We start from the raw sequence: 14,499 nt of genomic DNA, 5'->3' as shown, positions 1-14,499 counted from the left end.
CCTCCTATTTTTTTCGACATGAATAGGTCGTCTTTTTTTGAATCAGCTGCTCTGCTTGCAGCAAATCATTTTGCGTTTTGAATGAAATCTGTAAAACACCAATAATATCTTCTCGAGTTTCAAGAATTTTCAAGTTGATCAAAGAGAGCTGATGTTCGCTCAATAGCCCCGTCACTTCAGCGACAACGCCGGGATGATCCGGTACATCGATGAATAGATCATAGAATGCTGGGATCGCCCCATTTTGATGAACCGGCAATTGATCCCGTGTTTCCTTCGCGGATTCAAAAAACCGAAAGATCGCCCGTTCGTCTTTTTTCTGCAACCAGTGAGCCATGGTCGTCATTTGTTTTTGCCACTCATCGATCAGCTGCAGCAGCTCCTGTCGATTACTCAATAAGATATCGGTCCACATACGAGGATCTGAAGAAGCAATGCGAGTGATATCGCGAAAACCGCCTGCTGCAAGTTGCTGTGCTCTAGGGTGTTCGTGGTTGAAGGCATCTGCCTGATTGACTAATCCCGAAGCAATAATATGAGGCAGATGGCTCAACATCCCTGTGATTTGATCATGCTCTTGGGGAGCAAGTGCCACATATTTGGCTCTAGTGCCGCGAAAAAGCTCTTGTAGTTCTTCCACCCGCTGACTTTTCGTCGGTGTGAAGATATAGTAAGCATTCTCGAAAAGGTTCTCATCGGCTGCTGTGATCCCTGATTTATGAGAGCCAGCCATCGGATGGCCCCCAATAAAATCAAAGGAAAAGGACTCGGCAAATTGCGTGATTTCCGCTTTGGTACTGCCGGTGTCTGTTACCAGGACCGAAGGCTTTAATGAAAGTGCCCCCAGTTCGGCAAGATAGTTTTTGGTGATCTCTACCGGCAATGCCAACAAAATCACGTCGGCACGAACAGCACCTTCAGAAAATGAAGGGGGCACTTCGTCTACTAAACTTGTTGCCAATGCGATCTCATTGGTTTCCTGACAATCCCACCCCATCAAATGCGCTTGCGGATGTGCCTTTTTGATACATGTTGCTAAGGAAGCGCCGATCAATCCTAGACCGGCGACGAAGATATTTTGGCTCATGAAAAGAATCCTCATTTCTACTGGAATTTTTTGCTGCTTCTTTAATCAGTAGGTTAACAAGTATTCTCGATACGCCTGAACAGATGCGGTCAATTCTTCGAAAGAATCACTTGGAAACTTTTCTAATAGTTCATTGGCCACCACTGTTGCCACCACACTCTCACAAACAACACTAGCTGCTGGTACAGCGGTGCTATCTGAGCGTTCGACGCTTGCTTTATACGGTTCTTTGCTGTCGATATCAACACTTTGCAACGGCTTGTACAAGGTCGGGATCGGCTTCATAACCCCGCGAACCACAATTGGTTCCCCGTTCGTCATGCCGCCTTCAAAACCACCTAGGTTGTTGCTGCGACGGGTGTAGCCCCGTTGTTCGTCCCATAAAATCTCATCCATGACTTTTGAACCCGGTAAAACACCTGCCTCAAAGCCAACACCGAACTCAGCACCTTTAAAGGCGTTGATACTGACCACGGCTTGGGCAATCTTCGCATCAAGTTTTTTGTCCCATTGCACGTAACTGCCAAGACCAGCAGGAACGCCGCCAACAAGCACTTCCACTACGCCGCCGATCGTATCACCATTTTTCTTCGTTTGATCGATCAACTGCTTGATTTCTTCTTCGACAGATGGATCTAAGACTCTTACTTCCGAGGCTTCAGAGCGTTGTGCGATTTCTTTGACAGTCAACCCTTCTGGAATTTCTGCTTTGATGCCGCCTAACATCGTTACATGACCTGCCACATCGATGCCAAGCTCCTTCAAAATTTTCTTCGCGATTGCGCCGATGGCTACCCGCATAGTCGTTTCCCGGGCAGATGAACGTTCCAGGACGTTTCGTAGATCTTGATGGTGGTATTTCATACCGCCGACCAAGTCAGCATGACCAGGTCTTGGTCGTGCCACTCGTCGTAGTTTGCGGTCTTTTTCTGGTACCTCTTCGATTGCCATGACCTTGGTCCAATTTTTCCAATCTTTGTTCTCGACCACTAAAGTCACAGGAGAGCCTAATGTTTTTCCATGACGGATACCGGAAGTGATACGGACTTGGTCTTTTTCAATCAACATCCGTCCCCCACGACCATAGCCGGTTTGTCGTCTCGCTAATTCAAAATTGATGTCTTCTGCTGTTAATGGCAATCCTGCCGGTAACCCTTCGATAATGGCGGTCAACTCTGGTCCATGTGATTCGCCTGCTGTAATATAACGCATGATCCGTTACCTTCCTTTCTTATACTAGGTAGTCTTTGATTTTTTCAGTCGGGATCGTCACGATTTTCGCCTGTCCGATCGCTTCTAATAGAATAATCTTCAATTGTTGCCCGCGGGCTTTTTTATCATGAGTGATTGCTTGGTATAATTGCTCTTTATCTATTTCCCTTGGTGTAATCGGCAAGTGAAACTTCTCAACCATTTCTGTAAGCTGCTGGGTCGTACCTTTTGGTGTTAATCCGGTGACTTCTGCATGTCGGGTGATCATAATCATCCCCATCGCAACGCCTTCTCCGTGACTAGTCTCAAAAGCAGCCGTTCTTTCTAAGCCATGACCGATCGTATGACCGAAGTTCAGTGTCAGACGACTACCATGATCAAAGGGGTCTTCTTCCACTACTTTTTGTTTAACCTTTAAAGAAGCTGTGATCACATTTTCAGCGTGGGCCAACAAATCGGCTTCATCTTTCAAACCTGCTAACGTTTGCCAAAGTTCAGGATCTGCAATAGCGGCTGACTTGATGATTTCAGCAATGCCTTCTTGGACGCGTTTAAGCGGCAAACTTTCAAGTAAATCTGGATCGATCATCACACCGGCTGGTTGGGCAAACGTGCCAACGAGATTCTTGGCACTGCCAGTATTTACAGCTGTTTTTCCGCCGATACTTGAATCGACCTGTGCCAATAACGTCGTCGGAATCTGCAAGAAATCAATGCCGCGCATATAAGTAGAAGCAACAAATCCTCCGAGATCACCGATCACACCGCCACCAAGGGCAATGATCCCATCGCTTCTGGTCATTCCGAATTGGGCAAGACCATCATATAAACTAGCTGCTTGCTCTAGTGATTTGCTTTTTTCGCCGGCTGGTACGATTAACAGTGTCGCTTCAAACCCGGCAGCGGTTATGGAATCAACGATTTGTCCGCCATACAGGGGTGCGACATTGCTGTCTGTAATGACGGCAATGCGCTGTTTGTCCCACAACTGTTGTACCCAGGTTCCGACTTTTCGAAACGCCCCTCGTTTAATGAGGATATCATAGGAATGGTCTTCTAAGTGAATGTGTAACATTGATTTTTGCACCTCTTTTATTGGTTGTCTTCACGCTTAGTCTTGCAACGCTTTGATTTCTTTCATCGCTTTTTCCATGATATGGACTTCTTTCATCATGTTCATGTACGTTTTTTCGTTAAGTGATTGAGGACCATCAGACCAAGCATTGGCTGGATCTGGATGGATCTCTACGATCATCCCATCGGCGCCGGCAGCAACACCCGCTCTTGCCATTGGTGGTACGAGATCCCAGATACCTGTTCCATGACTAGGATCGACGATGATTGGGAAGTGGCTCAGTTTTTTGATGATTGGTACTGCACTTAGATCAAAGGTATTACGGGTTGCTGTTTCGTAAGTTCGGATCCCACGTTCAATGAAAATCACTTCACTTTTATCTTGAACAGCGATGTATTCCGCTGCATTCAACCATTCGTCGATCGTGCCTGAGATGCCTCGTTTAAGGCCAATTGGTTTCCCAGTTTTTCCAACGGCAGCTAGCAATTTGAAGTTTTGCATGTTCCGAGCACCAATCTGCAAAATATCACTGTATTCCGCCACCATATCGATATGTCCTTCGTCCATGACTTCTGTGATGACTTTCATGCCAGTTTCATCAGCAGCTTGGCGAATGTATTTTAGCCCTTCTTCTTCAAGCCCTTGGAATGCGTAAGGCGACGTGCGGGGTTTGAAGGCACCACCACGTAAGATTTGTGCACCACCAGCTTTGGCGATTCGGGCACATTCACGAATTTGGTCTAAGCCTTCAATCGAACATGGACCAGCCATCGTAACAAAGTTGCCGTCACCGATTTTCACACCATCTACATCCACAACCGTATCTTGCGGATGGAACTCACGAGAGGTCAATTTGTAAGTATTTGAGATCCGAATGGCATCTTCGACACCTTCGTAGCTGCGAAAAGCAACATCTTGGATGCGGCGTGTATCCCCTTTTAACCCGATAACGACCTGTTCTTTTCCTTGGTTGACTTGAACATCTAAGCCTTCTTTTTTGATTCTAGTTACAACAACTTCAACTTGTTCTGGCGTAGCGCCTGGTTTCATAATTACGATCATTTTTTCTTCCTACTTTCGTTTTTTCTAATTTTTTTATTTTTTACATGGATTCAATAAGTGCTTTTACTTTTTCAACAGGCATTTCTTGGCCTGTCCAAAGTTTAAATGCAGCTGCACCTTGATACAGCAACATGCTTAAGCCGTTTGCAGTTTTGGCACCAACTGCTTTCGCATCTTTCAAAAGCTGCGTTTCTCTTGGATTATAGATGACATCATAGACAGCTAATGATTCCCGCAAGAGTGTTTTGTCTTTTAGAGGACTTACCGTATCATTCGGCTTCATCCCCACGCCAGTAGCATTAACTAAAAGACTGCTTTGATCGATGGCTGTTTTTAGAGCCGTCTGATCTTCTAAATCCGTTAATGTGATCTCAGAGGCGGTCTTTTCTGCGATCTGTGTCAATTTTTCCTGGATGATTGGATAAAACTCATCCTTGCGGTTAAAGACACGGATTGTTTTGACACCATCTAGTGCAGCTTGACTAATGATTGCTGTCGCTGCTCCACCTGCACCGATCACAGTCATCGTTTTTCCAATGATCGACACTTGAATGTCTTCAAGTGCGCGCATAAAGCCGATACCATCTGTATTGTGCCCAATCAATCGCCCCTCTTGATTGACGATTGTATTGATTGCGCCGATCAGCTCGGCTGCTGGTGAGCATTCATCCATCAACGGTACTGCTGCCATTTTATGGGGCATTGATAGATTGACACCTAAGAGATCCAACTGACGGATGCTTTGGATACTAGCGGCTAAATCATCCGGCTCAACATCAAAGGCCAGATACACGGCGTCGATCCCTTGTTCTTCAAAAGAAAGATTGTGCATCGCTGGAGAGATGCTGTGTTTGGCTGGTTTGGCAAATAGTGCCGCCAACCGTGTGTGACCGGTTATCATTTGTTTCATCTGGTTCATTCCTTTCAACAAAAAAAGATGTCCACCGTAAATTTAAGAATCTACAGTGAACACCTTCAAACATTACATAGCGACAGCGCCGATATGTGAATATAAAAAATAGCCACTATAGATTTTACGATCTACGTGGCTGCGAATTCATTACGAAATGCTCTAGCCATCATAGATACAAACTTAGCGTTTGTACCCATGCCTTCATGAATACAAACCTATCTAAAATAGCTAAAGTAATATTTATTCAGTTGTGTGGGGTTCGTTAGCAATAATTTTTGCATAGTCCTTCGCTCCAAACTGATGTAAGATTGACCTAAGTATAGGTTTAACTTTGAAAGATGTCAATGATTTTTTCTTATTTTTTTCATTTATTTGATTATTTTTTTTGAAAACACTGTTCTATCAAGGGTTTATAAGTCGTCTTCAAAGAACAGTAACAGTTCTGGTAAACTTAAGCGAGCTTTTTCATCTGCTGAAAGATCCTTGACGATTTCCCCTTTTCTGAGCAGGATCAAGCGGTCTCCGTATTTTAATGCATCTTCCATCCGATGGGTGATCATGAGACAAGTTAGATTTTGTTCTTCCACGCGTTTTGCTGTGATTTGCATCAGTTGTTTGGAGGTCTTTGGGTCTAACGCAGCCGTATGTTCATCTAGCAACAACAGTTTTGGTGTTTGAATCGTTGCCATCAATAAACTTAGTGCCTGTCGTTGACCACCAGATAAACTGCCCGTTGGCGTATCCAAATGATTTTCCAACCCATTGCCGATTTCTTTACAAAGGGCATAGAACGTTTCTCTTTGCCCTTGGAGTTGTCGAAGACCTAGTGACCGTTTTTCCCCTCTTTTTTGTGCTAATAGAAGATTTTCTGCCACTGTCATACGGGGAGCCGTCCCCATTTTCGGGTCTTGGAAGACACGTGCCAAAAAGCGGGCGCGTTTTTCTTCCGAAAGTGCGGTCACGTTTTGATCATCGATCATCACTTGCCCACTCGTCAAGGGCATGGTGCCTGAGATGCAGTTGAATAACGTACTTTTGCCGGCGCCATTTCCTCCGACGACCGTGACAAATTCTCCTGGTTTTAAAGAAAGATCGATTTTATTCAAGAGCACTTTTTTCTCATTCGGTCCGTTGCCGACAACTTTAAAGGCTTTTTTTAAGGCTAACATTATTCATCCTCCGTTTCAAAACCAGTGCGTAGATGCAAGGCTTGTTTAAATTGAGGGATCAACAGGCAGATCGTCAAGACGATTGCAGAGAAGATCTTCAAGTAAGTCGTATCAAATCCAGCTTTGATCACAAATAGGATCAATAATTGGTAGATAATGCTGCCGATCACGATAGCGATCAGACGTTCCAGCAAGGTCAATTCACCATATAATACCTCACCAATGATGATTGACGCCAGTCCGATAACGATCACACCGATTCCCTTGCTTATGTCGGCGTAGCCGTCGTTTTGAGCGATCAATGCGCCTGAGAGTGCGATCACGCCATTGGAGACGATCAGTCCAATGATTTTCATTCGATCCGTATTGATCCCCATTGACTTGGCCATGTGTTCATTATCCCCGGTAGCAATATAAGCTTGACCCAAGTTGGTATGGAAAAAGTAAACCAAGACGCCCCCAATCAACAAGACCATGATCAATCCGATAATCACCGTATCATAATAATTCGGTAAATTCATTCTAGTAAAAAAATCTTGAATTTTCGGTTGGTTTAATAAAGAGAGGTTTGGTGAGCGCATCACAAACAGCATGACCGAGTTCAATGAAGACATCACCAAAATACCTGCTAAAATCACGGGAATTTTGCCTTTTGTATAAAGAAGTCCTGTCACACAGCCCGCACACATCCCAGCCAATACTCCTAACAAAGTCGCTAAGACGGGCGACACCCCATGGGTGATCGCTGTCACACAGACAGCACCGCCTAACGGAAAGGACCCTTCCGTCGTCATATCCGGGAAATTCAAAATACGATAGGTCATAAAAATCCCTAATCCCAGGATTCCCCAAAGTAGCCCTTGCCCTATTGCTGAAACAATCATCATTCTTCCTCCATATTCTTACAAGTTTTCTCTTTCAAGACTCTCTCGGTGATCGCAGGTGATTGCTGTTCCTAATTGTTACTCATCACTTGCTTCACTTTCCGGTGTCGTTGTAATCAATTTTGCCTCGTCTTTGAGGTTTTCTGGGATAGTGATTCCCAATAACTGCGCTTGTGTTTCATTAATGATCGTTTCGCCATCGCTGAATGTATAGATCGGCGTTGTCGCAGGTTCGGCCGTCCCGTCAAGAATTGCTGCCACCATCTTCCCAGTTTCGACCCCAATCGTAAATTGATCTTGCCCAACCGTTGCTAAGCCGCCTTGTTCCACCATCGTATCAACAGACGTGATGATGGGCGTTTTTGATTTATTGGCTTCTTGTACTACCGTCTGCATAGCATTTGCGATCGTATTGTCTAACGGAATATAGATAAAATCGAATTCCCGTGCCATCACTTGCACCATTTGCGCAATTTCATTACTTGAAGGAACGGCATACGATTTGCTGGTCAAGCCATTTTCTTCGGCAGCAGCTTCTGCTTCTGCCACTTGGTATTTCGAATTGTCTTCGGTCGAAGAATACAAAATACCGACTGTTTTTGCCTCTGGCAGCAAATCTTTTGCTAGTTTGATTTGTGCAGCAACTGGTGCTTTATCGGAAACACCAGTGATATTGCCGCCGGGTTGATCCATATCTGCCACGAGATTTGCCCCAACTGGATCAGTGACCGCTCCTAAAACGATCGGTACATCCTGAGTGACATTCGCCAACGCTTGTGCCGCGGGTGTTGCTACCCCAACCAAAACGTCGGCATCTTTATTTAGCAGCTGCTGGCTCATCGTTGCCAATTTGCTTTGATCCGCTTGACCGTTCTGGAATTCGATCGTCAAGTTGTCCCCTTCGGTATAGCCTGATTCTTTAAGGCCTTCTTTGATCCCCTCGGTGATCGCATCTAACGCTTCATGACTGACAAACTGCAGGATCCCAACTGTTTTTTCAGCTTTTTCTACTGGTTCCGAAGTCTCACTGGCTTGATTGGTCCCACTTCTCATTCCTAACTGATAGACAAAGGTCGCTCCTAAAAATAATAAAATAACGGCAACCGATGCAATTAATCCCTTGTTTTTCATTTTTCATTCTCCTTTTTCTGCTTACGTTTTTCGTGTTTTCGTTTTTACGGTTTTTGAGAACAAAAAAAGCAACTGCCTATGTGACGGCAATTGCAAGTAAGCAAAAGCCGCATAGAAGGTTGTCCTATGCGGCGATAAATTCAACTACCAGCATAGATACAGCACTTTAGAAGGTTCTCTAAAAAGTTGTATCTATGGAATGAGGTCCCATCAATACAACTATCTACGCCAGTTTTGCCATGATTTCACTTGCAATGGAATAAATAGTTTCATGATTGTTCCTCCTTCTCAACTTGTTTTCTTTCTTGATTGAATTCAGTTTAGCCTATTGATAAAAAAACGTCAACAATTTTCTGTCAAATTGTCAGATTTTTTTATCAATCATTGGTAGAAGAACGAATCGTCCACATGGGTAAACGATTCAATTCTGGGATGAATTCCGTCGTTGGCTGCTCAAATGAATCAAAAGTAAAGCGATTTTTCTCGACTCCTTCTTCATAGAAGACAAAGGTCACTTTATCAGGATCAATGTCATATTCATTGGAGAAAAATGCCACGTCATAGACGATCGGATAATAAAAAAATGTTCGATTCATTTCGTCTTCCTGTGCTTGGATCAGATCAAACACTTGATCCAGCTGTGGGCCATTTGGTTTACTGTACATCACAGAAATCGCTCTTGTTTCGCGAATCGTCTTATCAGCTGTCAAATATGGTAATGGCTGTACTTTTTCCGAAGGTAACTTGTCGAAAGCGATTCGATCCACTAAAGAGGCGTTGATGCGATTTTGAGAAAAAACGATCAAGCCTGCAAAAAACAGCGCGAAAAGAATGCCTCCGATCAGCGTGAAAATCGTTTTTTTCTGATCTCGGTATAGATCATCTAACAAAGCTTGCCAGCTTTCCACTATTTTTTCTTTCGTGTAATGAACAAAGTTCCTAACTTGTTCCATAATTTGCCCACCTTTTTTAAAAATCCTACTATTAATTCATACTATCAATTCCCTTCTAGAACGTCAAGAAACTTCACATTTCTTCGATAATTCGGTAAGATAAAAGAAAACGGTAAAGGAGTCATTATGCATAATCTAGCTAGTTCTTTGATGACTGGAGCCAACCCAATCTTCGATTTCATTGTTGTCTGTTTAAACTTTCTCTCCATTTTCGTCATCGTTTGGGGTGTATTGATCGCAGGCATTGATTTCGTGCGCTACGAATTAACAGAAAAGGACCGTTTGGTGGCAGCCAGAGAGAATAATTTTATCCGCAATTATTTAGGGAGTTATGTCTTATTAGGTCTTGAGATCTTGATTGCAGCAGATATTATTGAGACGATCATCCACCCTACTTTCGAAGACATCGTACGTCTAGCTGCAGTCGTTATTATTCGAACAGTCATCTCTTATTTCTTGAACAAAGAAATTGAGCGTGCACTGCAAACCACCGATCACCAACCTAACAAGAAAAAGGAAAGCTAGCTGCCATGGCTTTTCTTTGGATTCTTCGGTATAATAGATAGGAATATTTGACATTGGAAGGATCAATCCCTCAGTCAAACTATCCTTATAAGAAAAGAGGGAAACAATATGTCTTTTGATGGTGTTTTTACCCATTTAATGGTCAAAGAATTACAAAATCAATTAACCAGTGGACGTGTGAACAAAATTCATCAACCTTATGAAAATGAGGTCGTATTTGTGATCCGTGCCCAAGGGAAAAATCATAAACTTTTGCTATCCGCACATCCCACCTATGCTCGTGTGCAATGCACAACGATCGCCTATAGCAATCCAGAAACCCCACCGAATTTCTTGATGATGCTGCGGAAATATTTAGAAGGGGCGATCTTAGAATCAATCGAACAAATCGACAATGACCGTGTGATCCATTTTCATTTTACTCGACGAGATGAATTAGGTGATTTACAATCCCTCGTCTTGATTGTCGAATTGATGGGCCGTCACAGCACGATTTTATTAATGAATAAGACGAGCGGAAAAATTGTCGATACAATCAAACACATTGGTCATTCACAAAATACGTATCGTACTTTATTACCGGGTGCTACTTATATTGCACCACCAAAGCAAACAACACTTAATCCTTTTACAGCCTCTCGCACCAAAATTTTTGAAGAATTATCGACCATCGATCCCTTGACGGCAAAAGAACTTCAACAACGATTCCAAGGCTTAGGCCGCGATACAGCAGAAGAATTAATCGCTCGAATCAATGCCAATCCCAATGAAAAACTGCGTCAGTGGGATGCTTTCTTTACAGAGCTTACCCAGGAGCTAGCACCAAGTTATCTCCAGTCAGAGAAAAAGGAATATTTTACACCAATTCCTTATCCATCATTGATCGATGCGACCACCACTGTCACCTCTTATCAGAGTCTGAGCGAGCTTTTAGATGCGTTTTATCACGACAAGGCGGAAAGAGATCGGGTCAAACAACAAGGTGGCGAATTACTAAAGAAGATTGAGAATGAACTGAAACGCAACCAATTGAAGTTAAAGAAACGCCAACAAACGTTAATCGATTCAGAAAACGCAGAAGAATTCCGTCAAAAAGGTGAGCTTTTGACGACCTTTATGAATCAAGTCCCCCGAGGTGCTGCTTCAGTTGATTTGGAAAATTACTATGATGAGAATCGGCTTTTGACGATCAAATTAGATCCCGCTCTTTCTCCCAATCAAAATGCTCAGAAATATTTTCAACGTTATCAGAAATTAAAAAATGCAGTCAAACTGGTCCATCAGCAGATTGCCGAAACGAAAGAAGAAATCGCGTATCTCGAATCCGTGTTAGCTCAATTAGAAATCGCCTCTCCAATGGATCTGGCGGTTATTCGGGAAGAACTGATTGCACAAGGCTATGTCAAAAATCGGACGAAACAGCGCAAAAAAGCCGCTCCTTCGCAACCAGAACGATTTCTTTCTTCAGACGGAACAGAAATTTTCGTTGGAAAAAACAATTTACAAAATGACCAACTGACTTTAAAAACAGCTCGTAAGAGTGATATCTGGCTGCATACCAAAAATATTCCTGGCTCTCATGTCATCATTCGTTCGGATGATCCTAGTGAGACAACCTTAATGGAAGCTGCAGAGCTTGCCGCATATTTCTCAAAATATCGTCAATCTGCCCAAGTACCGGTGGACTACGTGCAAGTCAAACATATTCGGAAACCGAATGGTGCCAAACCTGGATTCGTCATTTATGAGAATCAAAAAACGCTTTTTGTGACACCTGATGAGGGAATTTTGAGATTAAAACAGTCCTAGCTGCTCTCAGTCTATTCGGATCAAAAAATCATAGTGTAATCAATAAAAGAACCGACCACAAAAGCGCTGCGAAGAGGCACGCGCTTGTGATCGGTTTTTATGCTTTTTCCTTCTATCTACTGCTCTTTCAGCGACAATTTTCCTTAGCTTAAACCACAAAAGGCAAACCTTCTCAGAATTTAGCCATCGAAGTATCTGCTAGATCCGATAGAATGGCAATTGAAACTCACCTGCAGCCAGTAGGTTCTGTTGGCTAATAAATTCCACCATCCTCCATAGTGACTTTCTTCTCGAAATCAAAATGATACAGCTTTTCCCAGTGATTGATATTCAACGTTCCTTTGGTCAAATGGATTGCTAGAAAGCAACAGCCTTTATCATTCTCATTGTTGACTTCGTCGTACCAGACAAAGGCTTTGCGAATTTTGCTTCTTAATTCTGCATTTTTAGGGTCTAGCACCCAACCTAAATTCTCCCCTTGACCGACCGCAGTAAACCATTCACCGCTAACGGCAATGGAAACTGCTGGGTTCTTTTTGATTTGCTTGATTTTATTGGATTGCTCGTGTGTCGACACGTAAAAAACGCCCTCTTCATAAAAAGCATCAACTTCTCGAACGACTGGTTGTATGTGTCCCTCTACAGTTTTGTCACAAGCTGTCGTCGCAAGGGCAATCACATTGTCTTTAAAATGTCCGAATTTTTCTTCAAGCAGCTTTATTCCTTCTTCATACTGGTGGGTCATTATTCTGTTCCTCCTTGCATCTTAATTCTTTTTTTAAAAGGAATCCATAATTCGACATGAACCACATGATTTTCCCCTTTTTGATAAAGCTCAGGAAAAAAATTCTCAGCAATCCAGCCATTTTTCTTGAGCCAAAAACGGGTATAACGCATCGCCTTTCCCATATTGATGATCAGTTGCTCTGAGACCGTATCAAAACTGCAAACAATATACTCACGTTCTGGTAAAGTCCATTCAGTGCAGTTGAGAAATTGCGAACCATCAGATATTTGACCAACAAAATAACTTGAATAGCCTTCAGGCGCATCTCCCGGAAATGAAACACCGATCAGGCAATGATCGGTGCGAGGCTGATTGGCAGTCTTTTGATAAAAATCATGCCAAATATCATCAATCGGATCAATCCCTGTTCGTTGGCCCAGCATTTTTCCATACTTAAATGGATAGTAACCAACAACGCCACAAAAAACCAGCGGTTGCTGATTTCGCTTCTTCTGAATCTCCAAAACGACTCCTTCGCTGATCAATGGATTGCCTTCTTCTGTGACAATATACCCTAAAGATAGATCCGGCTTATCAAAATTTTGCAAACCGATCGGCGCTTTTTGGTAAAGAGAAGGTGAAAGTCCATAAACGGTCTTAAAGGTTCTTGAAAATACTGCATGGCTATTAAAACCAACCTCAAAAGCGACCTCAATGACTCGACTTTTTCTGTCTTTTAATAAAACAGCGGCTCTGGCCAGACGACGCAGTTTTATATATTCCCTAACAGAAATTTTAACTAAGCGAGTAAATAAGCGTTGATAATAAAATACAGAAAGTGATGCGACTTGTGCTAACGTTTCGATCTCTAGCGACTCAGCAAGATTGTCTTCGATAAAATCGATGGATTTTTGGATTGCTTCCCATGCATGCATATGGATTTCCTTTCTTTCACTATAAAATACTCAGCCAAAAAAGCTTTACCGTGTCTGCTCTTTTTCTAAAAAAACTATATTTGTATTTATTTTCACAATGCATTAACTGCCGAGAATCAGCTTATTTAATATTTTAGCATAGCCTTCATGGTCCTAGAATATAAAAATAAAAAAAGACGAAGAGTTTTCGTCTTTTTCTAGTCAATGACATTCTAAAAATTCTAACATCATTTTTATTGATTACCCTTACGAAGTGGTTTCTATACCTGTCTCTTATACACATCTAGATGTGTATAAGAGACAGACGTAAAAGGATCTATTTTTATAAATTAATAGAAATAAATAGGTCGATCTTTGCGGTCTTGTAATGGGCGATTATTGTTTTCTAACACTTCTTCCCGGAATTCCAAAATGAAGCGGCGGCTCATCTCCCCGATCCAGTCAAAGACGAACCAATTGATTGGCCCTTTGGTTGGCGGTGTCGTCAACGAACCCACATAATGGAAATGGTGGGTGCGTTCTGGTAAGAACATAGTCGGATCAAACCATTGCGTATGGTTTTCAAAGTCCCAGATGCTGTCGTCTTGCTGATTGCAGATCCAGTTGAGCTTATCCGTCAATTTGAATAAGATGCCCACAACCAAGTTTTCTCCGTCCTCATTCATATGGACGAGATGAAACTCTAATTCTTGCTGTTCATCATCGATAATATGTTCAGACGGCATGTGGAAATGAATATCCGTCAAATAGTAGTTGATCCCTTTAAATGTGACATAACTTTCTTTGTTATATGGAACGAAGTGAATCGTATTTTTGAATTCTTTTTCCGTGAACCGCTCTCGTTTATAGTGAAAAGCCAAGTCCTGATCGATAGGTTCTTCGGTTTCATCGTGAACTAAAGCAATTGGGGATTGGTAAGGAAATTCGGCGCCTTGTGCATACCAATCGCACAAAGTGTGCCAATGTTCAGGTCCATTGTCTCCGGAATAACTCCAGGGAACATCCATATTTCTTTTC

The 14,499-nt window shown here is 42.7% G+C and carries 14 protein-coding genes; 2 read left to right on the top strand and 12 right to left on the bottom strand.

What is annotated here, in order from left to right:
* Positions 1-4 precede the first annotated feature (4 nt).
* From A5877_RS00345 to A5877_RS00300, 9 genes are all read right to left on the bottom strand, one after another.
* Positions 5-1,087, bottom strand: a complete 1,083-nt coding sequence (locus A5877_RS00345) for a prephenate dehydrogenase (RefSeq protein ID WP_176273383.1) — start codon at positions 1,085-1,087, stop codon at positions 5-7.
* A 45-nt stretch (positions 1,088-1,132) separates the two neighbouring features.
* A complete protein-coding gene (gene aroC, locus A5877_RS00340) occupies positions 1,133-2,299 on the bottom strand; it encodes a chorismate synthase (protein ID WP_016620144.1) in 1,167 nt (388 codons plus the stop codon).
* Between the two features lie 19 nt (positions 2,300-2,318).
* A complete protein-coding gene (gene aroB, locus A5877_RS00335) occupies positions 2,319-3,374 on the bottom strand; it encodes a 3-dehydroquinate synthase (protein ID WP_086316124.1) in 1,056 nt (351 codons plus the stop codon).
* Positions 3,375-3,410: 36 nt separating this feature from the next.
* A complete protein-coding gene (gene aroF, locus A5877_RS00330) occupies positions 3,411-4,436 on the bottom strand; it encodes a 3-deoxy-7-phosphoheptulonate synthase (RefSeq protein ID WP_005226100.1) in 1,026 nt (341 codons plus the stop codon).
* Positions 4,437-4,476: 40 nt separating this feature from the next.
* Positions 4,477-5,346 (bottom strand): shikimate dehydrogenase, encoded by an 870-nt coding sequence (locus A5877_RS00325; RefSeq protein WP_034872642.1) that lies wholly within the window; start codon positions 5,344-5,346, stop codon positions 4,477-4,479.
* Positions 5,347-5,759: 413 nt separating this feature from the next.
* Entirely contained in the window at positions 5,760-6,518 is a 759-nt protein-coding gene (locus A5877_RS00320) for an ABC transporter ATP-binding protein (RefSeq protein ID WP_008379891.1), read from the bottom strand.
* Positions 6,518-7,402, bottom strand: a complete 885-nt coding sequence (locus tag A5877_RS00315) for an ABC transporter permease (RefSeq protein ID WP_008379889.1) — start codon at positions 7,400-7,402, stop codon at positions 6,518-6,520. The genes A5877_RS00320 and A5877_RS00315 overlap by 1 nt, the downstream gene beginning before the upstream one ends.
* 78 nt (positions 7,403-7,480) lie before the next feature.
* Positions 7,481-8,533, bottom strand: coding sequence for a tryptophan ABC transporter substrate-binding protein (trpX, locus tag A5877_RS00310; RefSeq protein WP_086316123.1), 1,053 nt, complete (start codon positions 8,531-8,533; stop codon positions 7,481-7,483).
* Positions 8,534-8,910: 377 nt separating this feature from the next.
* The gene (locus tag A5877_RS00300) at positions 8,911-9,486 is read right to left on the bottom strand and encodes a hypothetical protein (RefSeq protein ID WP_086316122.1); all 576 of its coding nucleotides are present in this window, start codon (positions 9,484-9,486) and stop codon (positions 8,911-8,913) included.
* Between the two features lie 126 nt (positions 9,487-9,612).
* Here A5877_RS00300 and A5877_RS00295 point away from each other — a divergent pair, with 126 nt between their 5' ends.
* Together A5877_RS00295 and efbA are read left to right on the top strand one after the other, a co-directional pair.
* Complete coding sequence (locus tag A5877_RS00295) at positions 9,613-10,011, top strand: DUF1622 domain-containing protein (protein ID WP_005235970.1); 399 nt, start codon at positions 9,613-9,615, stop codon at positions 10,009-10,011.
* Between the two features lie 108 nt (positions 10,012-10,119).
* Positions 10,120-11,820: a fibronectin-binding protein EfbA gene (gene efbA, locus A5877_RS00290; protein WP_086316121.1), complete on the top strand. Its 1,701-nt coding sequence runs from the start codon at positions 10,120-10,122 to the stop codon at positions 11,818-11,820.
* A gap of 253 nt (positions 11,821-12,073) precedes the next feature.
* Here the strand turns inward: efbA and A5877_RS00285 are convergent, their stop codons facing one another.
* The 3 genes from A5877_RS00285 to A5877_RS00275 form a co-directional block, all read right to left on the bottom strand.
* Positions 12,074-12,565 carry a pyridoxamine 5'-phosphate oxidase family protein gene (locus A5877_RS00285; protein WP_016620151.1) on the bottom strand — a complete coding sequence of 164 codons (492 nt, stop codon included), beginning with the start codon at positions 12,563-12,565 and terminating at the stop codon, positions 12,074-12,076.
* On the bottom strand, positions 12,565-13,482 hold the full coding sequence (locus tag A5877_RS00280; protein ID WP_086316120.1) for an AraC family transcriptional regulator: 918 nt from the start codon (positions 13,480-13,482) through the stop codon (positions 12,565-12,567). Before A5877_RS00280 ends, A5877_RS00285 begins: the two co-directional genes overlap by 1 nt.
* A 329-nt stretch (positions 13,483-13,811) precedes the next feature.
* The gene (locus tag A5877_RS00275; RefSeq protein WP_016620153.1) at positions 13,812-14,489 is read right to left on the bottom strand and encodes a carbonic anhydrase family protein; all 678 of its coding nucleotides are present in this window, start codon (positions 14,487-14,489) and stop codon (positions 13,812-13,814) included.
* Positions 14,490-14,499 lie beyond the last annotated feature (10 nt).

This window comes from Enterococcus sp. 3C7_DIV0644 (assembly GCF_002141235.1).
In the GTDB taxonomy this organism is placed as follows: Bacteria; Bacillota; Bacilli; order Lactobacillales; family Enterococcaceae; genus Enterococcus_D; species Enterococcus_D entomosocium.
The sequence above is the reverse complement of the archived record's forward strand: the minus strand, read 5'-3'. Positions and strand labels throughout refer to the sequence as shown.